The organism is Mycobacterium sp. Dal123C01 (genome assembly GCF_052566995.1).
Genome location: NZ_CP199580.1, coordinates 1256691 through 1279626, shown reverse-complemented (window position 1 = coordinate 1279626; position 22936 = coordinate 1256691). Strand labels below are relative to the sequence as shown.

Below are 22936 nucleotides of genomic sequence, written 5' to 3'. Positions count from 1 at the left end.
ACGATGTCCAAAAGAGGTTTCGTTCGTGGCAGCCGCAAGCCACCGCCGAATGTTCCGCCGGTGCGAATCGCAGTCGCCGCACCGCTGGCATTGCCCGAGCGTGAGCCCCGCAACATCCTGCTGATGATCGCGGTTCCCGCGCTGCTCGTCGGAATCATCGGCACCCTGGTCGTGATGTATGCGTCGGGGATTCGATCCCTGCAGTCGGGCTTCTTCCCGATGATCGGTCTGGTCGGGTTCGGCACCCTGATGTTCAGTGGGCGCCTCGGGCGCGGGCGCCGGATCAGCTGGGGCGAGCAAGAGAAACAGCGCCGTACCTATTTGCGCCAACTCGACGAGGACCGCGACGAGGTGCAACGTGCCGCCCAGTATCAGCGACGCAGCCAGCTGTTCGTGCATGGCGACCCGCAGCAGCTGGACACCGTCATCGGTGGGCCGCGGATGTGGGAGCGGCGTGCCGCCGACCCGGATTTTCTCGAAGTCCGCCTGGGGATCGGCATCCAGCAAGCCAGCGAATCGGCGGTGTCGCTGCAGTGGCCCGACGTTCCGATCGGCGAAGAGCTCGAGCCGGTAACTGGTGGCGCGCTACGCGATTTCATCCTCGAGCAGAGCAAGATCCGCGGGATCGGGAAGGTCCTGAGCCTGCGCGCGAAACCCGGCTTCAGTTTCATCGGCGACGATCCGAGCGAGCTGCATAGCCTTGCCCGTTCGATGCTGTGCTCGCTGGCCGTCTACCACAGTCCCAGCGATCTCAAAGTCATGGTGGTTACCCGGCATCCCGAGTTGTGGTCGTGGCTGGTGTGGTTGCCGCACAACCAGCACGACGAGATGTTCGACGCCTGCGGTCTGCGCCGGTTGGTGTTCACCTCCCCTACCGAGCTGGAAGAGGCGCTCGACGCCGAGCTGCACCGCAAGGGTCGTGGACCTTGGACGCCACCGGCCGGGATGAGCCCGACCTCAATGCCATCGCCGATGGAGTCCAGTACCGGCCTGGCACTGGGACCGCACTGGGTGATCGTCGACGACAACGTCGGCACCCCCGAGCAATGGGAGGGCGTCACCGGGCAGAAGGGCATGGCCGGCATCACCGTATTGCGGCTGGCCACCCGGGCCGGGTTGGGTGTCGGATTCGCCGACGTAAGTGAGCGTTTCGGTCTACGCGAGGGCAGACTGACGCACCGCGGCACGTTCTATGCCGTCGCCGACATGCTCGCCGAGAGCACCGCCAACCGGTACGCGAGAGCGCTCGCCCGCTGGGCCCCGATGAGCGCCGGGGAACTCTCGGAGACCGACAGCCAGGGCGGCGAATTGCTACGCGCGCTGGGGATCAGCGACCCCCGAGAGCTGGACGTCGACCGGCTCTGGGGCGAGAGCCGCGGTCGTGGCGACCACAAATGGGCGATGATGCCCGTGGGCGTCAAGCAGGGCGGCGAGCTGCAGAACGTTATTCTGCGCGCCAAGGACTTTGGCGGTTTCGGGTTCCACTCGGTGGTGATCGGGACATCCGGTTCCGGCAAGTCGGAATACTTCCTGTCGCTGTGCACTGGGATCGCGTTGACGCACTCCCCCGAGACGTTCATCGTGATATTCGTCGACATGAAATTCGAATCGGCGGCCCAAGACCTACAGGGATTTCCTCACGTCGCAGGTTCGCTGTCCAACCTGGGCAAGGACGACCGGCACCTCGCCGAGCGGATGCGCAAGGCGGTCAACGGCGAGATCGCCCGCCGTTACCGGCTTTTCAACCAAGCCGGGGCGCGTGATGCGAACGAATACGAAGAGATGCGGCTCGCCGGAAGGGATCTGGAACCGGTACCGATTCTGCTGGTGATCATCGACGAATATCTCGAGTTGTTCATTCATCATCCGGAATGGATCGATCTGGTCATCCATATCGGGCAAGAGGGCCGTGGCTGCAACGTCTTCTTCACCCTCGGCGGTCAGCGGTTGGATCTGTCGTCACTCAGTAAGGTCAAGAGCAACATCGCTTTTCGGGTCGCACTGCGCGCCGAGACCGCGGAGGACTCCCGCGATGTGATCGGTAGCGACGCAGCACTGCATCTTCCGTCGAAGGAGAACGGGTACGCGCTACTCAAAGTAGGGCCACGCGACCTGGAGCAGTTCCGGTGCTTTTATGTATCGGCTCCGTTCGTGGTGCCCAAGCGGGTGGTCAACGTGAACAAAACGGTGGCCATGAGCTTTTCCCAGCCGCGCTCGTTGACCTGGGCGTACCAGCCGCTCACCGAGGCGGACAGCGAAGCGCTCGCCGTCGCCGACGAACCCGAGGAGCCCGACGAGTTCCTGTACCACTCCGACGGGTTCCGCAAGAAGAAGTTGGTCGACGTCATCCGCGAGTCGCTGATGGCGCACAGCGCGCGCCCACCCCACCAAATTTGGCTTCCGCCTTTGGAAGTCAGTGAGCCGATGGACATGCTGGTGGCCAGCTGGCGGCGCAAGCCGTGGTATGTCGACTACGGGCAGAACCCGGGCCTGGTGTTCCCGGTCGCGGTGGTCGACATCCCGGAAGACCACGCCCAGCGGGTGTACACCGTCGACGCCGAGATGGACAACATCATGGTGGTGGCGACCGCCCAACGCGGAAAGTCGACGACGTTGATGTCGCTGATCACGTCGGCGGCGTTAATGTACCGGCCCGAACGGGTCACGTTTTTCTGCATCGGCGCCTCGCTGTATCCGGTCGAAGATCTGCCGCACGTGGCGTCCGTTGTCAGCCAAACGGACAACGAGGGCGTGTCGCGAACCGTCGCGTCGATCGAGGGCCTGATCCTGGCGCGGGAGGCGGCTTTCAAGCAGTACCAAATCGACATATCCGAATTCCGGGAACGACGGTTCGGGACCGAGCGGGAAGGCGGCACCGATCCCGCCGACAAGTTCGGCGATGTCTTCCTCGTCGTCGACAACTTCAGCGACCTGTACGACAAGGACTCGGCGATGGGAGACCGCCTGGTCACGATCGCCCGCCAGGGCCTGTCCTACGGGGTCCACGTTGCGACCACTGCCACGGCGTGGCTGGTCGGGCAGAAGCAGGCGCTGGTCAACGTGTCGAACGCCCGTATCCAACTGCGGCTGAGCAATCCCGACGAAACCCAGATGGGCGAAGGCCTCGAGCGCCGAAAAGCCGCCCGCAACACACTGGACCGGCCCGGATTCGGGGTTACCCGGGAAGGCCACGAGTTGCTGATCGGCGTGCCGGAGATCACGACGGCCGCCGGTGAACGGGTGACGACGCGGCAACTCGGCGCCGTCATTGCCGAGGTGACCGGTGTCGGCCGGCTGGAGAAGTTGGCGCGACTGCCCGAACGGATCGAGCTGGCCCAGATCGTCGCCGCGTTCACGGAGACCGATGTCGCGTCGGACCCGTTCAACGTTCCCTTCGCTATCGGTGAAAGCGCTTTGCAGCCAACGTATTTGCCGACCCGCGTGGTGCCCAACATGTTGGTGCTGGGCCGCCAGGGGTGCGGCAAGACCACGACCCTGGCTGCCTTCGGACAGGCGGTGATGAGCCGGTTCACTCCCGAGCAGGCGCAGATCACCATCATCGATCCCAAGACATCGCTGATTGGCAAAATTCGCGGACCGCATGTGCGGGCATACGCCTATACCGCCGACGATATCGATGCCGTGATCGAGGAATTGGCGGCGATGATGCGCGACCGTCTTCCCCCCTCGGGTCTGAGCCAAGAGGAATTGCTGACCCGAAGCACGTGGGAAGGTCCACACCATTTCGTTCTGATTGACGACGAGCAGGAACTCCGTCAACACGGCGCGATCGGCAAGGCTGCTGCCAGCGCGCCGTTGTGGGGCTTGATCGAACGCAGTCGCGAGATTGGCCTGCACGTGATTGCCTCGCGCTTGCCCGGAAACTGGGCGGGTATCTCCATAACCAATCCATTCCTGCAGAAGATGACCAGTTCGCGGGCGCCCACGCTATTCATGGACAACGACCCGGCGATGGTAAAGGTGTTCGGCAGGGTCGGCGCTCAGCAACTCCCGCAGGGGCGCGGGCTGCTCGTCACCACCGACGGAGCGATCGAAGGCGTGCTGGTAGGAACGCCGGAATAGGCCGATCTTCGGCTTGCGGATGGGGCGTCAGAAAAGGTGAATCGACACCTGCCAGCGGCCACCATAGAATCGGTCCATTCCGCGTGTTATCGGCGGGCACAACTTGCCTGGTGGGGAGCCAGCCAAAGGGGGTATCCCCCTACGGATGCATCCGGGCATTGAAAATACGGAGGGCAAAATGACTGGGATCTTTGGAATGGTGCCGGGCGCCGTCGACTTGTCGTCGGCCACAGAAGGTGCGATCAGCGAGGAAATGTCGGCAACGACCGCCGCCGGCGCGGCAGCGCTGACCGGCGTACTGCCAATGGCGCCGGACGCCGACTCGGTGGAATTCGCCGCCGCGCTTAACGCGGCCGGTGCGGCCTACTTGGCGACCGCGTCCGAGCACGCCGGGCAGCGGTCCGCGTTCTCAGGCGCGCAAGGCCTGGCGTCTGTCACTAACGTCGCCGTCGACGCGGCCAACGCCGCCGCGAACGCGTTGTAAACAACGTTGTAAAGAACAATGCCTGATCCCAGATTCAACGGTCCCCCCGAGGGAATCGCTGCGATCTTCGAGGCTGGCAATCCGGCTTCGGTGCTCGCCAACAATGCGGTCTGGATTACCGAGACCACGAACAAGGAACTGGCGGCCGGTCTTTCCAGCGTCAACGCTCTGGCCACGGCGGCGCAGTGGCAGGGCGTGGGTGCACTCGCTTCGATGGTTACCTCGACCGGGCTCAATGCCGGACTGCAAACGCTGGTGGGCTGGACCGCGGAGAAGATTGGCGTCACCACGGCCGCCGTGGAGGCGTTCATGATCGCGCGGTCGTCGGTCATCCCGTCGGTGGTGTCGGTGACCAACCGGTTTGAATGGCAAGGATTGTCCGACACCAACTTTTTCGGTCAAAACACTGGCGGCATGATCGAGCGGGATGGCGAGTACTTCGGCGAGCACTGGCCGCACAACTCGAGCATCGGTTGGACCTACTCGGGCGCGCTGGCCGCACTCGTTGCGGCGCTTGCCGTTCCCCCGCCGATCGCGCCGATGGGCGCTTCTCCTGCCGGCCCGGCGGCGGCGGCCTCGGCCGTGGGTCAGGCGGCGGCCCAGGCCGGCATGAACGGCGCGACGCAGGTATCGAGTCAGGCGACGCAGGGTGCGGGGCAGGCAGCGTCCGCGCCCGCCGAGGGCGGCAGCCAGCTCAGTTCACTGATGCAGACGCCGATGCAAATGATCTCCGGCGTGATGGAACCGCTGCAGCAGGCCGTCAAGGCCCCGATGGATGCGTTCCAAGGGATGGCCAGCATGCCGCAGGGGCTGCTCCAGTCGATGACGAGCGCGTTTTCGTCGGCGGGCGGAGGCAATGCGGGAGCGGCCGGCGCCGCCGCCGAGCCTTTTCTGGCCGGGGCGACCGGTCCGCTTGGCGGAGGGGCTGGAGGCGGCGGCGTGGGTGCGGGTGGTGGCTTCCCGGGCGCCGGGCTGACCAGCTACACCCGTCCGACCAGCAGCTTTGAGCCGGAGGCCGGCGGCAGACCGACCAGCCTTCGCGCTGGCGTGCTCAATGCCGCCGAAGTGCGCGGTCCCACCTCTCCGACGGGAACCGGGATGGGCGGCTCGGCGATGCCGATGTCGCCGGCCGGCATGCTGGGGCACGGCAAGGAGGGCCAGGCCGACAAGGACGTGACCCGTGCCCGTGTCGTCGTCGGCGGCGATCGGACCGACGAAACGTAATAGGTCGCGACGCTCCCCTAGCGCTTATCGCCCGGGGCTTGAGTGGATGGCCCCGGCTCTCCTCGCGCTTACGCGCTCATCGCCCGGGTCCGGGCGGGCCGGCGAAGGCCTGCGCGATCTCCAGCCAGCGCTGCGCGTCGGGCCCGTGCGCGGTGATATCGAGGGCGTTCAGTGGACGTCGCTGGGTGACCAAGAAGCAGAAGTCCTCGGCAGCGCCGCTTACCCGCTGCGCGGCATCCGCCGGACCCCAGGACCAGGTGTCGCCGGCGGGTGCGCGCAGCTCGACCAGAAACGGCTCGGACGGCGCAGCCAACTCGTTGACCGCGAACGCGTAGTCGCGGGTGCGAACCCCCAGGTGGGCGATCGAGCGCAGCCGCTCGGTGGGCGGCCGTTTGACGCCGAGCGCGTCGGCGACATCAAGCCCGTGCGCCCAGGTCTCCATCAACCGTGCGGTAGCCATTGACGCCGCGCTCATCGGTGGCCCGAACCACGGCAGTTTTCGACCCTCAGCCGCGGTGAGCAGCGCGTCGTGCAGCCGCTGCCGGGTGGCCCGCCAATCGCTCAGCAGCTCAGGCGGCGCCGTCGCCGCGAGTTCTTCAGCACCCGCGTCGACGAAGCCGACAGGGTCCTGCATCGCGCCGGCCAGCACCTCGGCGAACCCCGCCTCGTCGGTGACCGAGATCAGGGCGACCCGATCGGTCCACAACAGGTGCCCGATCTGATGGGCGACGGTCCACCCCGGCGAAGGCGTCGGGGCGGCCCAGCGTTCGGCGGCAAGCGGCGCCACCAGCGCGTCGAGATCGTCGCTTTCGGCCCGCAGGTCGGCCACCATCGGCCCGGAATCCGCCATCATGACCTCCTTAGCGGCTAGTTACCGGCTGACCGCGCCGGCCGACGACACTGTGCACGACAAGTCCGAGCAGATACAACCCCGATCCGAACAGCACGAACGTGGGCGCATACCCGTCGGCGGGGATCAACACCGCGGCCACCGTGATCGCAACGATGAACGAGACCCAGAACAGCGCATCCTGCACCGCGAACACATGGCCGCGCAGGGCGTCGTCGACGTCCATCTGCATCGCCGAGTCGGCGCACAGCTTGATCATCTGGCCGGTCACACCGAGGAAGAAACTGCACGCCACCATCACCGGCAGCATCAGCCCCGCCCCGGCCAGCTGAATCAGCGCGGCCGCGACCAGCGCACCGTTGACGGCCGCGTAGCGCCCCCAGCGGCGCACCGTCGGTGGGGTCAGCAGGGTCGCCAGGAAGGAGCCAAGCCCCGACGCGGCGAAGAACAGCAGCGCGATCCCCAAGCCACCGACCGCCGGGTTCTTCGTGTGATGCGCCAGCATCAGGATCAGCAGCGAGTTGATGCCCACCACCATCCGGTGCGACGCCAAGCCCGACAGGGCGGCAGCGACCGTCGGCGTGGACACCACCGTCCGCGCGCCGTGCAGCCACCCGGTAAACACTGCGTAGACGGCCGATCCGTGGATCGCGCGCTTGGTATCGTCCGGCCCGAGCACCCGAGGGCCGAACCGTAGCGACAGCAGCAACGCGACCGACACCGGAATCAAGGTCATGAAGATGATGACGGACGCGCCGCGGTCGGAACCGCCGACGAACCAGCGGGGTATCAGCATGAAGTTGGCGCCGAAGAAGGCCGCGATGGCGCCCCCGGCAGTGGCCACCGAGTTCATCGTCACCACCTTTTCGCGCGGCACCACGTGCGGCAGCGATGCCGAGAGGCCGGAGGCCACGAATCGCGAAAAGCCATTGGCGAGCAGCGCCCCTAACAGCAGCGGCAGCTCGCCGGCCCGCACCGCCAGAATCGTGCCGATCGCGACGATCAGCACCAGGCGGCTCAGGTTGGCGCCGACCAGTACCCAGCGTCGGTCCCAGCGGTCCATCAGCGCTCCGGCGAAGGGTCCCAGCAGCGAATAGGGCAAGAACAGCACCGCGAATGCGCGCGCGATCGACAGCGGGTCGGCCGCGCGGTCCGGATTGAACAGCAGCGCCCCGGCCACCGTCGCCTGAAAGAGCCCATCGCCGAACTGACTCGCCATGCGCAGCTGAATCAGCCGCCAGAAATCTGGCAGGCTGCGCACCGTCTGCCAGAGTTCGACAGATGCGCGCGATCGCATTCGGGTTTGGAACACAGAACCGACTTCCACGATTTTGGCTGGACACGGGCCGTCATACTCGACGTTGTCGTAGTAACAGTACAAATATTTACAGCTGGCGTTTGTTTGCGCCGAGCGATGCTACGGGAGTGCGATGATGGATTGATGCCGCCGCCAGAAGATCCCGAAGATTACATCGCACCCGCTGCCCAGCGGGTGCGTGCGGGTACTTTGCTGCTTGCCAACACCGACCTTCTCGAACCGACATTTCGCCGCAGCGTCATCTACATCGTCGAGCACAATGATGGCGGCACGCTTGGCGTGGTGCTCAACCGGTCCAGCGAGACCGCGGTCTACAACGTGTTGCCGCAGTGGGCCAAACTCGCCGTCAAGCCCAAGACGATGTTCATCGGTGGGCCGGTGAAGCGCGACGCGGCCCTGTGTCTGGCGGCGTTGCGGGTCGGCGCCGATCCCCAAGGCGTGCCCGGCTTACGGCACGTGGCCGGTCGAATCGTGATGGTCGATCTGGACGCCGAGCCCGACTTGATCGCACCGCTGATCGAGGGTGTCCGGATCTACGCCGGGTACTCGGGCTGGACCATCGGTCAGCTCGAAGGTGAGATCGAACGCGACGACTGGATTGTGTTGTCGGCGTTGCCATCTGACGTTCTCGTCGGGGGCAAGGAGGACCTGTGGGGGCAGGTCCTGCGCCGGCAGCCGATGCCGCTATCGCTGCTTGCCACCCACCCGATCGACGTCAGCCGAAACTAGGTCTCCTCCCCCACCTCCGCCGTCGCTGACTGCGACGACGTCTCGTCGGCCTCCCGCGCGAGCCTGCTGGCAATCACCGCGCACACCACGAGTTGGATCTGGTGGAAGATCATCAGGGGCAACATGGTCAGGCCCACGGTGGCGGCGGGGAATAACACCAGCGCCATCGGCAGCCCGGACGCCAGGCTCTTTTTCGAACCGCAGAACAGCAGCACAATCGCATCGCCGCGGTCCAGCCGCGCCGCTCGGCCGATCACGGTGGTGACGGCCAGCACCACGGCCAACAGCACCGCCGCAACGAGGGAAACCAAGATCAATCGCCAGACGTCGACACTGACCCAGATGCCCTGCACCACGCCCATCGAGAACGCCGTGTACACAACCAGCAGGATGGACCCCCGGTCGACGACCTTGAGCAGCGCCGCGTAACGGGTGATCAACCCCGCGATCCATGGCCGCGCCAGCTGGCCGGCGCCGAACGGCAGCAAAAGCTGTACCACGATGTCGCGGATCGAACTACCGTCCACCCGGATGGCGCCGCTGGTGTCCATCAGCAGCACCACCAGCAGTGGCGTCAGCACGATGCCGAGGATGTTCGACAACGACGCGCTGACGATGGCGGCCGAAACATGGCCCCGCGCAATCGAAGTGAAAGCGATGGACGACTGCACAGTCGACGGGACGAGGCACAGAAACAGCACGCCGTGGTAGAGGTCGCTCGTCAGTACTGCGGGCACCAACGCCCGGGCGGCCAGCCCGAGCAGCGGGAAAAGCACGAACGTGGTGGCCAGCACGAGCAGGTGCAATCGCCATTGCCGGACGCCGTGCCAGGCCTGCTGCGGCGACAGGCGGGCGCCGTACAGGAAGAACAGCAGCGCGATTGCGGACTTCGCGGCGATCGACGCGGCGTCGGCGGCCGCTCCGTGGGCGGGGAGGACGGCGGCAAGCGCCACGGTTCCGGCTAATGCCAGCAGGAATGGATCGAGGATCGTCGACAGGCGCATCAGCATGGTGGTTTACCGCACGACGTCGCGCCGGCGTGAATCCGTCAGTGGCAGGTCTGGGTGCAGGCGCTGCACTGGCCGACGCAGGCGGGTGCTGTTGCTTCCCGGCGCAGGGCGAAGCGTGCGCTCTGCCATGAGCCGGCGGCCAGCGTGCCAAGCGAGCCGGCCACGCAGACGATCAGCACCACCAAAGCCGTGTGCGGGGATGCGGCGAGTGCCACCACACCGCCGGCGGTCAGCATCACCGCGGCCGCGAGCTGTGTCGGGGCCATGGCGCGCAGCGCCAGTTGAGTGGCATCGACGGTGTGGTTGTGCGATAGCGACCAAGTCCCGAACCCGGCCGAAGCCATTGCCGCACACACGCACACCACGCCCGCGATCAACATGGCCTCACAATACGAGCCCGGTCATCGATCCGCGCGCCGGGTTCCACAGCGCTTGTGTCGGTGCCGAATTAGCGCCCCAGGTTACTGAAGTTCGGCAGGGGCGGCAGTCCTGGCACGAGGGCCAACAGGTTGGGCCTGGGCTGCGGGGAGGGCAGCTGGTTGGGTACTGCCGTCTGCGCGGGAACCCCGGCGGGTGCGGCAGCGGGGGCCTGCGGGGGAACCGCGACGGGTGCGGCAGCGGGGGCCTGCGGCGGAACCGCGACGGGTGCGGCAGCCGGTGCCTGGGGCGGAACCGCGACGGGCGCGGCGGTGGGAGCCTGGGCGGGCGCGGCGGGGGCCCCGGGTGCGGCCACCCGGAACCCGCTGATGATGCCGTCGGTGGCGGGCGCGTCCGCGACGGCCACCGCCCGGTCGGTGGTCACCGAGAACGACACCAAGTATTTGTCGTGGCCCGACGTCGCGATGACATGACGCCGCGAGGTGTTCAGCGTCATGTCGCCTTCGCGGTACGTGCCCTCGATGACCGAGGACGGGAAACCGTCGAAATCGGCCATCGATGCGTTGGTGGACTGCCAGGCCAGCAGCTTTTGGCTGTCGACGTAGCCATGCGAGATGGCGTCTCTGGGATCAAAGTTGCCGACCAGCTTGTAGACCACGACCTGCGCGTTTGATGTGTAGACGCTACTGCCTTGCCGGTCGGCGATCACCGCGAACGCGTCGGGCACATTGGGGTCGGGCACCTGGGTCCAGCGCGCAGGCACCGGCAGCGTGATGTCGAGCGCCTTGAATTCCTGCGGCTTCTGCGCCTCTAGCTTGACGCCCTTCGATTGGAAATAGTCGCGCAGCGTTCCCGAGGCCGCGGGAGTGACCGTCTGCGGCATCGGCGCAGCCGCAGCGACGCCAGGCGCCACAGCAGCGTTGGGCGCCGCAGCGACGTTAGGGACGGCGGCGGCGTTAGGCACCGCGGCAGCGTTCGGCGCCGCGGGTGCGGAGGCGAGGCTCGGCGGCGCGAACGGATTGGCGGCCGGCGGGGTGGGGACGAACCGGTTGCTGTTGGGCGTACTCGGACCCGCCGGGATGTACTGCGTTGCCGGCACCGGGACGATAGGACCTGGCGGCACGGGAACCAGCGGATCGGCCGAAGCCGTAGCAGCCGAAAATAGCGCGAACCCGATCACACTGGCGGCGAAACCGCCTGCGATTACGCGCCGGGTGGCGGCGATCTGAGTCATCTCTGTCGGTCCTTCCGAATGGCTGGTCCACCAGCATCCGCACGTATAGAGGCTGACTGTAACCAGAGGTCAAACCCCAGGACAGGTCCGAAATAGAGCTGGGATGAACCCCTGACCCGAGCGCAATGCAACCTTTACCAACCTGTGGCCGGCGGGCCCGCCAAGACCGTCCTTATACGCTGTTCAGGTGACCCAATCGCCGACCGCTTCGTCTCGGAGCAACCCTGCGGGTGCCCCGACGGAGTCCGACGCGCCGCAATACCGTTACACCGCGGAGCTCGCCGGCCGTATTGAGGGCACCTGGCAGGACAACTGGGCGCGGCTCGGGACATTCAACGTGCCCAACCCGGTCGGATCACTGGCTCCGACGGACGGTTTACCGGTGCCCGACGACAAACTGTTCGTGCAGGACATGTTCCCGTATCCGTCGGGCGACGGACTGCACGTCGGACATCCGCTGGGCTATATCGCGACCGACGTGTACGCCCGTTACTTCCGGATGATGGGCCGTAACGTCCTGCACGCCTTGGGTTTTGATGCTTTTGGGCTGCCCGCCGAACAGTACGCCCTGCAAACCGGCACCCATCCGCGGACCCGGACCGAGGCGAACATCGTCAACTTCCGCCGACAGCTGGGCCGGCTGGGCCTCGGCCACGACAGTCGGCGAACGTTCTCGACCACCGACGTCGAGTTCTACAAGTGGACGCAATGGATCTTCCTGCAGATCTATAACGCGTGGTTCGACGCCGCGGCCGACAAGGCCCGTCCGATCGCCGAGTTGATCGCCGAATTCGACTCCGGTGCCCGCCGTGTCGACGGTGGCCGGGACTGGGCGACGCTGTCGGCGGGGGAGCGCGCCGACGTGATCGACAGCCACCGACTGGTCTACCGGGCCGACTCGATGGTGAATTGGTGCCCCGGGCTCGGCACGGTGCTGGCCAACGAAGAGGTCACTTCCGACGGGCGCAGTGACCGCGGCAACTTCCCGGTATTCCGGAAGCGGTTGCGGCAGTGGATGATGCGAATCACCGCCTACTCCGACCGGTTGCTCGACGACCTCGACCTACTGGACTGGCCGGATCAGGTCAAGGCCATGCAACGCAACTGGATTGGCCGCTCCACCGGCGCGGAGGCGTCGTTCTCGACGACGACGACGACGCATGGCGACATCGTCGATATCGACGTCTTCACCACGCGCCCCGACACTTTGTTCGGCGCAACCTATCTGGTGCTGGCACCCGAACATGAGCTGGTAGACGACCTGGTCGCCACCGCCTGGCCGGACGGTGTCGACCCCAGTTGGACGGACGGAGCCGCCACACCGCGCGAAGCCGTTGCTGCCTACCGTCGCGCGATCGGGGCAAAGTCCGACCTCGAGCGTCAGGAGAGCAAGGAGAAAACCGGCGTCTTCTTGGGCAGCTACGCGACCAACCCGGCCAACGGTAAACCGGTACCGATCTTCATCGCCGACTACGTGCTGGTGGGGTACGGCACCGGGGCCATCATGGCAGTGCCCGGCCACGACCAGCGCGACTGGGACTTTGCCAACGCGTTGCACCTTCCGATCGTGGAAGTTATTGCTGGCGGCGATATTTCGGAAGGCGCTTATGCCGGCGACGGCGTGCTGGTGAACTCCGGTTACCTCGACGGAATGGAAGTGACGGCGGCCAAGGAAGTGATCACCGCCCGCCTGGAGTCCGAGGGTCGGGGCCGGGCGCGCGTCGAATTCAAGTTGCGTGATTGGCTTTTCGCGCGCCAGCGGTATTGGGGTGAGCCGTTCCCCATCGTCTACGACAGCGACGGACGCCCGCATGCGCTGGCCGAGGCCGCACTGCCGGTTGAGTTACCCGACATCCCGGACTATGCGCCGGTGTCGTTCGACCCGGACGACGCCGACAGTGAACCGTCGCCGCCGTTGGGTAAAGCGACCGAGTGGGTGCACGTCGAGCTCGATCTCGGCGATGGCCTGCAGACCTACGCCCGCGACACCAACGTGATGCCGCAGTGGGCCGGCAGCTGCTGGTACGAGCTGCGCTACACCGATCCGCATAACTCGGAACGGTTCTGCGCCAAGGAAAATGAGGCCTACTGGATGGGCCCGCGGCCAGCCGAGCACGGTCCACAGGATCCGGGTGGCGTCGACTTGTACGTCGGCGGTGCCGAGCACGCGGTGCTGCACCTGCTGTATTGCCGCTTCTGGCACAAGGTTCTGTACGACCTGGGTCACGTCAGTTCGCGCGAACCCTACCGCAAGCTTGTCAATCAGGGCTACATCCAGGCCTTTGCCTACACCGACAAGCGCGGGTCCTACGTCGCCGCCGACGAGGTGATCGAGCGTGACGGCAAGTTCTTCCTTCCGGGACCTGACGGCGAGATCGAAGTCTTCCAAGAATTCGGCAAAATCGGTAAGAGCCTGAAGAATTCGATATCGCCCGACACGATCTGCGACGAATACGGTGCAGACACCCTGCGGGTGTACGAAATGTCGATGGGCCCGCTGGAGGCCTCGCGCCCCTGGGCAACCAAGGATGTCATCGGCGCGCACCGCTTTCTGCAGCGAGTGTGGCGGCTGGTGGTCGACGAGAGCACCGGCGACATCCGGGTGGACGATGCGCAGCAGCAGCTGGACACCGGCACCCTGCGCGCACTGCACCGCACCATCGCGGGAGTGGCGGAAGACTATGCGGCCCTGCGTAATAACACCGCGGCGGCCAAGCTGATCGAGTACACCAACCACCTCACCAAAGGGTATCGCGACGCGGTGCCCCGGGCAGCGGTCGAGCCACTGGTGCTGATGTCGGCCCCGCTGGCCCCGCATATGGCTGAGGAGCTGTGGTCGCGGTTGGGGCACACCACCTCGTTGGCGCACGGCCCGTTCCCGGAACTAGATCCCGCCTACCTCGTCGACGACACCGTCGAGTACCCGGTGCAGGTCAACGGCAAGGTGCGGGGACGGGTGGTGGTTGCCGCCGGCGCCGATGACGACACGCTCAAGGCCGCGGCGCTCAATGACGAAAAGGTCCAGGCGTTCTTGGCCGGAGCCACCCCTCGCAAGGTGATCGTGGTCGCCGGCCGGCTGGTCAACCTGGTCGTGTGAAAGCCGGCTGCGAGCCGACTACGACCGGCCCGGCCGCAGCACTACCTCGTGCAGGTGGCCGTCGGGCGGGGTAGCCACCGCCTGGGCGACCGCCGCCGCGACGGTTTCCGGCCGCAAGAAGTTGGCGGCGTCGTACTCGCCGCCCTCGAATGCGACGAGCTCGCGCTGCATCTCGGTGTCGGTGCGGCCCGGAAATATCGTGGTGACCCGCAGGCCCGGCTCGTCGGCGCGCAGCGAGTCGGCGAACGCGCGCAACGCGAACTTGCTGGCCGAATAGGAGGCCATACCCGGTGAAACCGCTCGCCCAGCCCCGGAGTTGATGAACACCACCCGACCGCGGGCGCTGCGCAGGGCCGGCAGCAGCTCCAGCGTAAGAGCCACGGCCCCAAAGACATTCACGTTGAAGGTGGCGCGCCATTCGTCAACGTGGGACTCGGCGACACGGCCCGGGACAGACACCCCCGCGTTGTGCACCAGCACGTCGAGCTCGTCCACGATTTCGCAGGCGGCCTCGATCTCATCGAGATCGGTCAAGTCCAGTGGGAAGGTGGTGGCGCCGAGCCGCTCGGCGACGGCGTCGAGCCGGTCGGAGGGTCGACCGGCCAGCAGCAGCGTGTGCGTCGGGGCCAGCGCTGTGGCGATGGCGGAACCGATACCGCCGCCGGCACCGGTAATGAGTGCAGTTGGCATGTGCTTCAGTCTACGGACATCACCAATGCCGTTGGAAAACAGGTGCTTTCACGCACGCTTACGTGCGGGGGATTCTCCTCCTGCGGGGCCCGATGCCGGTTCGCCCAAGGCCAGGCGTTCCAGTGGCGCCAGCGCTTTCGTCAGCAGGTTCAGGTCGGATTCCGGGAGTTGGCTGAGCATCGCGGCCAGGGCGGCGCGCCGGTTGGCGAGCGACTCGGCATGAACGGCCCGCCCGCGCGGGGTGATGTCGACCAGCACGGCCCGCAGATCGGACGGATCGCGAGAGCGCTTCACCAGCCCGATCTTCTCCAGGCGGCGGATCGCCACGGTCGTGGTGGGGGTCCGCACCCGTTCGTGCGCGGCCAGGTCCGTCATCCGGATGGGGCCTTGATCGAGCAGCGTGACCAGGATCGACAGCTGCGCCAAGGTCAATTCGCCGGCGACCACCCCGCTCGGGTCGCCGCGGCGCAGTATCGAAAACAGCTTGGACAGCGCGCGGTGTAAGCCTTCCGCAAGCTCGGTTACCTCGGGCGCGGTGGAGTCGCTGTCCGCCATAAGTCGGCAGTCTAACCCGATATTGGTGCCGTACGAGGTAGCTACAGCGACTATTTTTAGCCCATCAAAGCACTTGGGACAGGAACCGCTGCAGGCGCTCGGTCTTAGCGGCCTCGAAAATCTGCTCTGGCGGCCCGGATTCCACGACCTTGCCGTGGTCCATGAACACGACAGTGTCCGATGTCGAGCGGGCGAAACCCATTTCATGCGTGACCACAATCATCGTCATGCCGCCGGCGCCGAGGTCGGCGATGAGCTGCAGAGCTCCCTTGACCATTTCCGGATCCAGCGCGGAGGTGGCCTCGTCGAAGAACATCACCTGGGGCGCCATGGCCAGCGCACGGGCGATCGCAACCCGTTGTTGTTGGCCTCCTGACAACATTCCGGGGCGGGCACCGGCCTTGTGCTTCAGGCCAACTCGCTCCAGCTGAGTCAGCGCGAGCTCCTTGGCCGCGTCCGCGGACAGCCCGCGCAACTTGCGCGGCCCCAGCGCAACGTTCTTGAGGATGCTCAGATGCGGGAACAGGTTGTAGTTCTGAAACACCATGCCGATGCGCTGGCGGAGCCCGTCGGGATCGTCGTCCAGCACCGACCGTCCGTCGAGCAGGATGTCGCCACTATCGGGCTCGTACAGGCGATTCAGGGCGCGCAGCAGCGTCGACTTACCGGAGCCCGACGGCCCGATTACGGCCACGGTCGTGCCGGCGGGGGCTTCGAAAGTCACGCCACGCAGCACCTTGTTCCCGCCGAGGGTTTTATGAATATCCCTGGCTTCCAACGATACTGACGCCCAGCCTACGGTGTCAGCGGTCATGTCATCCCCTGACCGAGGGTGGAGGTGACCATCGTGGCAGATTCGTCTGACTCGTCGGTGGGACTGCCGCGGCGCAGCCGGGTATCGATGTAGTTCACCAAATGCGTTAACGGAACAGTCAATAACAAGTAGAAGAGACCCGCGGCGACTAGCGGCGACAAGTTGCCGGTTTGCGCGTTGAGGTCGCGGCCCACCTGAAACAGCTCTCGCTGCTGGGCGACCAGGCCCAGGAAGTACACCAGCGCGGAGCCCTTCAACAACGCGATGAATTGATTGACCAGCGCCGGAAGCACCCGCCGGATGCCCTGTGGCACTACCACCAGCCGCATCGCGGCCGAATAACTGAAGCCGAGCGCGCGCGACGCCTCCAGTTGGCCCGGGTCGACGCTCTGAATTCCCGAGCGCAGAATCTCGCCGATATAAGCGGCGGCCATCAACCCCAGCGCGGCGATGCCCAACGGATAGGGATTGTTGTTCGTCAGCCCGCCGACCAGCGGTCCCACGCCCATCCCGATGATGAGGATGATCACCACTTCAGGAAGACCACGGAAGATATCGGTGTAGACCCGCGCGGGCCAGCGCAGCCAGCGTGACTGCGACATGCCTGCCATTGCCAGCACCATTCCGAACACCAGCCCGATGACGGCGGCGCTGTTGGTCAACATCAACGTGTTGGGCAACCCCGTCGTGAGCAAAGCGGGGATGGCTTGCTTGTAGAGATCCCAGTCCAGAAACTGGTCGCCCAATTGCGCGAGTATGGATTTCGGGGCCGCCGGACCCACCGGTTTGTGGTGGTTGCCGGCCGCGATCGCGGCGAAGTCCGGCAGGTGTGGAGTCGGGGCGGCTTTGGATCCGGGCTTCCAGCCCGGCGGCAGCGGTCGGGGGACCCACGCGGAATACAGCTTCGCCCAGGTGCCGTCCGCGATGACGGCATCCAGCGCGGAGTTCAGGGCGGCGATCAGCGGCGGGTTATCGTCCGTAACGGCATAGGCGACGAAATCGCCGGGGCTGAAGGCATTCGCGACGACCACCGCCGGATCGCCCGGACGCATCACGTTGGCCGCCAGCGCTGCCGGCGCCACCCAGGCATCGAGCTGACGCATCTTGAGATTGGCGTAGACGGTGGCGAAGCCGGGATACTTCACCGGCTGCAGGTGCAGGTCGTCGACGACGTAGGACTCCTCGACGGTGCCCTGAACGACTCCGATGCGTTGGCCCTCGGCGAGATCACCGAAGTTCTTGATCGGCGATCCGGGCGGCACGATCAGCGCGTAGTAGCCGAAGTCGTAGCCGTTGGTGAACCCGACGGTGCGACGCCGGGCGGCAGTGGCTTTCACCGATGCCGAGCCGACGTCGAAACGCCGGGAGTCCACCTGGGCCAGTAGCGCGGAGAAATCCGTACTGACGAAGCGGACTTGCAGGCCCAGCTTTTTCGCCATGGCGGTCAGCAGCTGATTGTCGAAGCCGCTGAAGGTGCCGGTGGCGTCGACGCAGATGGAGGGCGGGGCATCCGACAGGGTGCCGACGTTCAGGACGCCGGGTGTCCGCAGGCCCAACGCGTCGACGTTGATCGCGCTGAGCGGCTCGACGGTCGGCGTCGTGTGGTCGTCGTCCTGGCCGACGCCGCTGATGGTGGCCAGGTCTTTCGGCAAGGCGGCCGCGCTCTCGGAGCCGCCCGGCGCGCATTGATTTTTATCGGCGAGCGCGGGTCCGGCCAACGCCAGGCTGCACACGATCAGAATCGTCGCGCTCAGTCCGAACAGCTTGGCTCCGCGCTTCGCGCGCGGGCTTTCGCACGGATTCATTACGGCCACGGTATCGAGCGAACGGCGACTCGGCGCGATGAGAGCGCTATTTAAAGCGCCATCGACGGCTCGCCGCGGACCGCATCGGACCCCGCCAGGACGCCAACAAGAGGGGCGGAGATCACTTGGCGAGCGTCGTCGGGCGGGGCGAAGACCCTGCGCCGGAACAGTTCGGTCAGCATGGTCTGCGCCATCAGGTAGGAGCGGCCGACGCACGCCGCCCGTGCGGCTTCCGGGTCACGCCGCTGGATTGCCGACGTTTCGTCTTCGTAGTACGTCAGCATGTCGTCGCGATTGTTCTGGTCGTTCATCCAGAACGCGTGGGGGATGAGATTCTGCGAGGCATGGATCGTGGCCCGCAGTCGCGGGCCCGCGTACTCGTCGTTGACGGTGCGTCGGTACTCCGCAGTGATTTCGGAGAAGACCCGGGAATCCTTCGCGGTGCGCAGCGCGCGCATCAAGGCGTCGAGCTGTCCCAGGATCCGCGGTGTGGGGTTGGTGGCTGCGCGCGCCGAAGCGATGCCGTTGAACAAGCCGTCGAGTTCGTGATGCTCGAGGACGGTGGCTTCGTCGAACCGCTCGATGAATGCGCCCCGGTGATAGCGGGTCGACACGATGCCGTCGTGCTCGAGTTGGACCAGTGCCTCTTGAATCGGGACACGGCTAACGCCCAAGCCAAGGGCAATCTCGTTGCGGTCGACCCGGTCGCCGCTACGCAGTTTGCCGGTCAGCACCAGGTTGAGGATGTGGTTGACGACCTGGTCTTTTTCTTTGACCCCATATTTCTTCGGCATCAGTCTCTTTCAGCCCGCTCCAGCGATCAGCGGTGCAAAGCCTCTCATGTATTCGCGCCTTCGTTAAGGTGTTTGGCAGATGAATTGAAGGCGAACCCGAATTAGACGGCCTACCGCTTGTCGCGCCACCGGCACAATTCCTCGGCCGCACTGAGGTCGTAGTCCGGACCATTGACTCCGATGGTCAGCAGCGTCACTCCCAAGGCGGTAAGGCCTTCGGCGTTGGCGATCAACCCGTCGATGCCTTCGCCGCGGCGAACGCCGCTGTTGTCCTCCACACCGGCTGACCTCTCGATAGTGGACGGGTCCCGCCCGACGGCGGCGCAATGCTCGTCCAGCACGGCGGCTGCGGCCGGGTAGGTGTCGACGGTGGTGAAGCCGTGCCAGATGTCGCCGTATTCGGCGACCAGTCGCAGTGTCTTCCGCGGACCCTTGCCGCCGATCAGTATCGGGATGTTACGGGTCGGCGCGGGGTTGAGCTTGGCCAGTCGCGACGTGATCCGGGGAAACGCGGCCGCCAAGTCGTCGAGACGGCTACCCGCCGTGCCGAATTCGTACCCGTACTCGTCGTAGTCCTTTTCTTTCCAGCCCGATCCGATGCCCAGGATGAGCCTGCCTTCGGAAATGTGGTCCACGGTGCGCGCCATATCGGCCAGTAGCTCCGGATTGCGATAGGAGTTGCACGTCACCAGGGCGCCGAACTCGATACGTGATGTCTGCTCGGCCCAGGCCGCCAGCACGGTCCAGCATTCGAAATGCGCTCCGTCGGGATCGCCGTAGAGCGGGAAGAAGTGATCCCAGGTGAATGCGACGTCGACCCCGATGTCCTCGCAGCGGCGAACGGCGTCGCGGATGGGGCGGTAGTGGGGGGCGTGCTGCGGCTGCAGTTGTACACCGATTCGAACGGGACGATCAGCTGAGGTCATCCGACCACCGTAGGAGCCGCAGACTCTTAGCGTGCGCCGAGTACCCCGCTTAGCAGGTCGATCAGCGCGCGAGGCTGATCGCTTTGCACCGAATGACCGGAATTCTCGACGACGTGCGTCTTGCGGAAATGCGTTGCACGCGTGGCGAGTTCAGCCGCATCGTCGTCGGTGACGAAGGGCGACGAGCCGCCGCGCACCAGCGTGACGGGTGCAGCCAACCCGTCGACGTCGTTCCACAAATCACCGAAGTCGGGAACGACGCGGATCCCGTCGTAGCGCCATGCCCAGTTGCCGTTGTCGAGGCGGCGCGAGTTGTGGAACACGCCCCGGCGCAGCGCCTTGACTTCACGGTGCGGTGCCGCCGCGACCGTCAGGTCAAGGATGGCCTGGAAGCTGGGGAACTCCCGCTCGCCCTGGACCAGTGCCACCGTGCCCTGCTGCTCGGTGGTCAGCTCGGCATACCGGTGCAACGCCGACGGAGTGACGTCGACGAGAACGAGTTCGCGCACCAGGTCGGGTGCTATCGCGCCCACCCGGATCGCGGTCAATCCGCCCAACGACATGCCCACGATGAGCTCGGCATCCGGTGCGAGTTCTCGGAGCACCGGCGCGACGGCGTCCGCGTTGTTCCGAGGCGAGTAGTCACCGTCCTCGCGCCAGCCCGAGTGGCCGTGGCCGGGCAAGTCCACGGACAGCGCCGGCTCACCGAGGCCGACGATGACGGTGTCCCAGGTGTGTGCGTTCTGGCCGCCTCCGTGCAAAAACACGATCCGCGGGGGAGTGCGGCCAAAGCGCAGCGCGCTGATCCGGCCGTTTGCCGTGTCGGTCTCGACCCGCTCTACCTCAGGCAGCGGACCCGTGAAGCCGGCTTGCTCGGCGTTCTCGGACAGCAGCGAGAATTCGGACAGCCCGGCAAGTTCGTCTTCGGAGATCTCGGTCATAACCAATGACACTACGAACTAGGCCGCGGCCGGCGCTAGGCGCGCCTCATCCGGGACCGGTCGAGTCCTCGGAGAGCAGCGCAATCTCGGCGAGCGGATGCGCGCGAATCACACGTACGGTTGGTACGTCCTGCTGCTCCGATGGCCTTGATACCGACTGCAGCACAATCCAATTAGTTGCAGGCGATCGTTCTGGTCGGGTGGAGAAGCCGCGGCTATTCCACGACGAAGACCGGGATCCGCCGTGTCGTCTTGGTCTGGTACTCGGCGTATGGCGGGTAGGCATCAACCGCCCGCTGCCACCATTCGTCGCGTTCGTCCCCGTCGAGCTCGCGCGCTACCAGTGCGACAACCTTGTCGCCATCCTGCAGCGTCACAGCGGGGTTGGCCTTCACGTTGAAATACCACGACGGATGCGCGGGAGCACCACCCTTGGAAGCCACCATGAGGTAGCGCCCGTCTTTTTCGACGCGCATCAGGGGTACGTACCGCTGCTTGCCAGACTTCGCTCCGGTGGTGGTCACCAAGACGACGGGCCTATCCAGGATCTCGACCCCGTCGGTCGTGCCTTGCTGCAGAATCCGTTCGGTCTGTTCGCGCACCCAATCTGTCGGGCTCAACTCGGCATGTTCAGTCACGTGAGATGCGAACAGCGAGGCGCGCTTACCTATTCCCCCAACCCGTGAATCCCGATCCACGATGAAAAACGCTACCGAGAGTTCGGGTTCAACCGGCCGCCCCCGCGGTCGGCGATCGAGCCGGTGACTTCAATCGAGGCAAAGCCCGGCACGCTTCAGAGGACATAGCGGCGCCGAATGCCGCGGAATCGCTCCCACATCGCGGCGCTGCGCTCGGAGGCGGTCACGGTGGCGGTGTCCGGTGGAAGCGCGCTCATGATCTTGTCGTGCTTGACCACTCTGGTGTCCAGCACCGAGGGTTCGCCGTCCAGCATGTGGCGGTAGGTCAGGTTCCCGCGCGAAAAGCCCTGGGTGTCCAGCCAATTGTGGACGTTCGGATCGCGATGAGCCATGACCAGACGGATGCGCCCGTCGCGGTCGGTGTTCGTGCGGCTCGGCGTGTAGCTCACCGGCCGGTAGAGGTAGTCCATGCTGTTGAAGAAGACCCCCATATTGGTGAACATCCACAGCCCGTCGTGGGCGTCGAATTCGACGATCAGCGCCTCGTCGGGTGCCAGTTCCCAGTACATGTTGGCGGCGGCACGGCCCCGCTTGCTGTCCGCCTCGGTCGCGCCCACTCGCGGAAACGTGTTCGGCTGCTCGGCGTCCACGCCGCCGTAGGTGAATGGAAACTCCGGCCAGTCAGACATCAGGCCGGTCACGAAATCGCCGGCCCATTCGACGGCCTCGACCATGGTCTCGGGTGTGGGAAGCGGTTTGGGGGTGGCCATGTCGACCCGCTCGATTCGCATTTGCGCAGGAAGCTCGTCCCAACCGTCGAATCCCTGACGGATGAACAGCTTTCGCGACTGTGCGGTGGTGGGCAGCCAGTTGGGGCCACGCTCGGGCCCACCGATGTAGATCTCGAATCCACCGTCGTCGCCGACGCTGAGTTGGCGGCCGAACAGGTTGGCCTCCGGTGTGTCGCCGAAGGGCTCGTGCAGCACGCCGGGGCCGGGCACGCGCGCGCCCTGGACGGTGACGTTGAAAAACCGTGCGGTACCGCGGTTGCCGGACAGCCGGTAGATCGACTCCCCGTCGATCCAGGCTTGCTGGTAGGTGAAGTCGGCGCAGTCACCGCCCAGCTTGCGGGTCGGGCCGCAGAAGGTGTGCAGCACCGGGTAGTGGGTGTTGCGGGTCTCGAGCGACAGATCGAAGGCTTGGCCGAGGTTCTGGGTGAGAAAGCGGAATGCGTCGACCCGCTGCGCCCCCGACGTGGCGTTGGCGTCTTTGAAGACCTGCTCACCCGCCCGCTGCAGCTGCGCGCAGAATTCGCTCCATGCCGAACGTAGCGCCGCGTCGTCAGCACCGTCGCCGAAAGCCATTG

The 22936-nt window shown here is 65.8% G+C and carries 19 protein-coding genes; 5 read left to right on the top strand and 14 right to left on the bottom strand.

All coding sequences use genetic code 11. The features are described 5' to 3' along the window. Window positions 1–3: 3 nt before the first annotated feature. The 3 genes from eccCa to ACTXG5_RS06075 all read left to right on the top strand — a co-directional run bounded on the left by eccCa (window position 4) and on the right by ACTXG5_RS06075 (window position 5791). Window positions 4–4083, top strand: a complete 4080-nt coding sequence (eccCa, locus tag ACTXG5_RS06085) for a type VII secretion protein EccCa (protein WP_445162831.1) — start codon at window positions 4–6, stop codon at window positions 4081–4083. A 178-nt stretch (window positions 4084–4261) separates the two neighbouring features. Then, window positions 4262–4567 carry a PE domain-containing protein gene (locus ACTXG5_RS06080; RefSeq protein ID WP_445162830.1) on the top strand — a complete coding sequence of 102 codons (306 nt, stop codon included), beginning with the start codon at window positions 4262–4264 and terminating at the stop codon, window positions 4565–4567. An 18-nt stretch (window positions 4568–4585) separates the two neighbouring features. Further along, complete coding sequence (locus ACTXG5_RS06075; RefSeq protein ID WP_445162829.1) at window positions 4586–5791, top strand: PPE domain-containing protein; 1206 nt, start codon at window positions 4586–4588, stop codon at window positions 5789–5791. 76 nt (window positions 5792–5867) lie between these two features. On the opposite strand, the gene ACTXG5_RS06070 is transcribed toward ACTXG5_RS06075, so the two are convergent. Both ACTXG5_RS06070 and ACTXG5_RS06065 read right to left on the bottom strand, forming a co-directional pair. Further along, window positions 5868–6641 (bottom strand): TIGR03084 family metal-binding protein, encoded by a 774-nt coding sequence (locus ACTXG5_RS06070; RefSeq protein WP_445162828.1) that lies wholly within the window; start codon window positions 6639–6641, stop codon window positions 5868–5870. Between the two features lie 10 nt (window positions 6642–6651). Next, window positions 6652–7938 (bottom strand): MFS transporter, encoded by a 1287-nt coding sequence (locus ACTXG5_RS06065; RefSeq protein WP_445162827.1) that lies wholly within the window; start codon window positions 7936–7938, stop codon window positions 6652–6654. A gap of 141 nt (window positions 7939–8079) precedes the next feature. On the opposite strand from ACTXG5_RS06065, the gene ACTXG5_RS06060 reads away from it, so the two are divergent. Beyond that, window positions 8080–8688, top strand: a complete 609-nt coding sequence (locus ACTXG5_RS06060) for a YqgE/AlgH family protein (protein WP_445162826.1) — start codon at window positions 8080–8082, stop codon at window positions 8686–8688. Here ACTXG5_RS06060 and ACTXG5_RS06055 read toward each other — a convergent pair. The 3 genes from ACTXG5_RS06055 to ACTXG5_RS06045 all read right to left on the bottom strand — a co-directional run bounded on the left by ACTXG5_RS06055 (window position 8685) and on the right by ACTXG5_RS06045 (window position 11310). Further along, entirely contained in the window at window positions 8685–9698 is a 1014-nt protein-coding gene (locus tag ACTXG5_RS06055) for a bile acid:sodium symporter family protein (protein WP_445162825.1), read from the bottom strand. The two genes, ACTXG5_RS06060 and ACTXG5_RS06055, sit on opposite strands and share 4 nt — an antisense overlap. Before the next feature lie 38 nt (window positions 9699–9736). Then, complete coding sequence (locus ACTXG5_RS06050; RefSeq protein ID WP_445162824.1) at window positions 9737–10078, bottom strand: hypothetical protein; 342 nt, start codon at window positions 10076–10078, stop codon at window positions 9737–9739. Between the two features lie 68 nt (window positions 10079–10146). Next, entirely contained in the window at window positions 10147–11310 is a 1164-nt protein-coding gene (locus tag ACTXG5_RS06045; RefSeq protein WP_445162823.1) for an LpqN/LpqT family lipoprotein, read from the bottom strand. A 187-nt stretch (window positions 11311–11497) separates the two neighbouring features. On the opposite strand from ACTXG5_RS06045, the gene leuS reads away from it, so the two are divergent. Continuing rightward, window positions 11498–14407, top strand: a complete 2910-nt coding sequence (gene leuS / locus ACTXG5_RS06040) for a leucine--tRNA ligase (protein WP_445162822.1) — start codon at window positions 11498–11500, stop codon at window positions 14405–14407. Between the two features lie 18 nt (window positions 14408–14425). Here the strand turns inward: leuS and ACTXG5_RS06035 are convergent, their stop codons facing one another. From ACTXG5_RS06035 to ACTXG5_RS05995, 9 genes are all read right to left on the bottom strand, one after another. Then, window positions 14426–15097: an SDR family oxidoreductase gene (locus ACTXG5_RS06035; RefSeq protein ID WP_445162821.1), complete on the bottom strand. Its 672-nt coding sequence runs from the start codon at window positions 15095–15097 to the stop codon at window positions 14426–14428. 48 nt (window positions 15098–15145) lie between these two features. Beyond that, a complete protein-coding gene (locus ACTXG5_RS06030) occupies window positions 15146–15652 on the bottom strand; it encodes a MarR family winged helix-turn-helix transcriptional regulator (protein WP_445162820.1) in 507 nt (168 codons plus the stop codon). A 64-nt stretch (window positions 15653–15716) separates the two neighbouring features. Next, window positions 15717–16466 (bottom strand): amino acid ABC transporter ATP-binding protein, encoded by a 750-nt coding sequence (locus ACTXG5_RS06025; RefSeq protein WP_445162819.1) that lies wholly within the window; start codon window positions 16464–16466, stop codon window positions 15717–15719. Further along, a complete protein-coding gene (locus ACTXG5_RS06020; protein ID WP_445162818.1) occupies window positions 16463–18271 on the bottom strand; it encodes an ABC transporter substrate-binding protein/permease in 1809 nt (602 codons plus the stop codon). Before ACTXG5_RS06020 ends, ACTXG5_RS06025 begins: the two co-directional genes overlap by 4 nt. Window positions 18272–18321: 50 nt before the next feature. After that, window positions 18322–19065: a GntR family transcriptional regulator gene (locus tag ACTXG5_RS06015; protein ID WP_445162817.1), complete on the bottom strand. Its 744-nt coding sequence runs from the start codon at window positions 19063–19065 to the stop codon at window positions 18322–18324. 110 nt (window positions 19066–19175) lie between these two features. Then, the gene (locus ACTXG5_RS06010) at window positions 19176–19991 is read right to left on the bottom strand and encodes an LLM class F420-dependent oxidoreductase (RefSeq protein ID WP_445162816.1); all 816 of its coding nucleotides are present in this window, start codon (window positions 19989–19991) and stop codon (window positions 19176–19178) included. 26 nt (window positions 19992–20017) lie between these two features. Further along, a complete protein-coding gene (locus ACTXG5_RS06005) occupies window positions 20018–20932 on the bottom strand; it encodes an alpha/beta fold hydrolase (protein WP_445162815.1) in 915 nt (304 codons plus the stop codon). A gap of 215 nt (window positions 20933–21147) precedes the next feature. Continuing rightward, window positions 21148–21570: a nitroreductase family deazaflavin-dependent oxidoreductase gene (locus ACTXG5_RS06000; protein WP_445164282.1), complete on the bottom strand. Its 423-nt coding sequence runs from the start codon at window positions 21568–21570 to the stop codon at window positions 21148–21150. Window positions 21571–21725: 155 nt separating this feature from the next. Continuing rightward, window positions 21726–22934, bottom strand: a complete 1209-nt coding sequence (locus ACTXG5_RS05995) for a DUF1214 domain-containing protein (protein ID WP_445164281.1) — start codon at window positions 22932–22934, stop codon at window positions 21726–21728. Between the last annotated feature and the right edge of the window lie 2 nt (window positions 22935–22936).

Coding starts and splice junctions, on each gene's coding strand:
- eccCa (WP_445162831.1), top strand. CDS start 4: ATGTCCAAAAGAGGTTTCGTTCGTGGCAGCCGCAAGCCACCGCCGAAT.
- ACTXG5_RS06080 (WP_445162830.1), top strand. CDS start 4,262: ATGACTGGGATCTTTGGAATGGTGCCGGGCGCCGTCGACTTGTCGTCG.
- ACTXG5_RS06075 (WP_445162829.1), top strand. CDS start 4,586: ATGCCTGATCCCAGATTCAACGGTCCCCCCGAGGGAATCGCTGCGATC.
- ACTXG5_RS06070 (WP_445162828.1), bottom strand. CDS start 6,641: ATGGCGGATTCCGGGCCGATGGTGGCCGACCTGCGGGCCGAAAGCGAC.
- ACTXG5_RS06065 (WP_445162827.1), bottom strand. CDS start 7,938: ATGCGATCGCGCGCATCTGTCGAACTCTGGCAGACGGTGCGCAGCCTG.
- ACTXG5_RS06055 (WP_445162825.1), bottom strand. CDS start 9,698: ATGCTGATGCGCCTGTCGACGATCCTCGATCCATTCCTGCTGGCATTA.
- ACTXG5_RS06050 (WP_445162824.1), bottom strand. CDS start 10,078: ATGTTGATCGCGGGCGTGGTGTGCGTGTGTGCGGCAATGGCTTCGGCC.
- ACTXG5_RS06045 (WP_445162823.1), bottom strand. CDS start 11,310: ATGACTCAGATCGCCGCCACCCGGCGCGTAATCGCAGGCGGTTTCGCC.
- ACTXG5_RS06035 (WP_445162821.1), bottom strand. CDS start 15,097: ATGCCAACTGCACTCATTACCGGTGCCGGCGGCGGTATCGGTTCCGCC.
- ACTXG5_RS06030 (WP_445162820.1), bottom strand. CDS start 15,652: ATGGCGGACAGCGACTCCACCGCGCCCGAGGTAACCGAGCTTGCGGAA.
- ACTXG5_RS06025 (WP_445162819.1), bottom strand. CDS start 16,466: ATGACCGCTGACACCGTAGGCTGGGCGTCAGTATCGTTGGAAGCCAGG.
- ACTXG5_RS06020 (WP_445162818.1), bottom strand. CDS start 18,271: ATGAATCCGTGCGAAAGCCCGCGCGCGAAGCGCGGAGCCAAGCTGTTC.
- ACTXG5_RS06015 (WP_445162817.1), bottom strand. CDS start 19,065: ATGCCGAAGAAATATGGGGTCAAAGAAAAAGACCAGGTCGTCAACCAC.
- ACTXG5_RS06010 (WP_445162816.1), bottom strand. CDS start 19,991: ATGACCTCAGCTGATCGTCCCGTTCGAATCGGTGTACAACTGCAGCCG.
- ACTXG5_RS06005 (WP_445162815.1), bottom strand. CDS start 20,932: ATGACCGAGATCTCCGAAGACGAACTTGCCGGGCTGTCCGAATTCTCG.
- ACTXG5_RS05995 (WP_445164281.1), bottom strand. CDS start 22,934: ATGGCTTTCGGCGACGGTGCTGACGACGCGGCGCTACGTTCGGCATGG.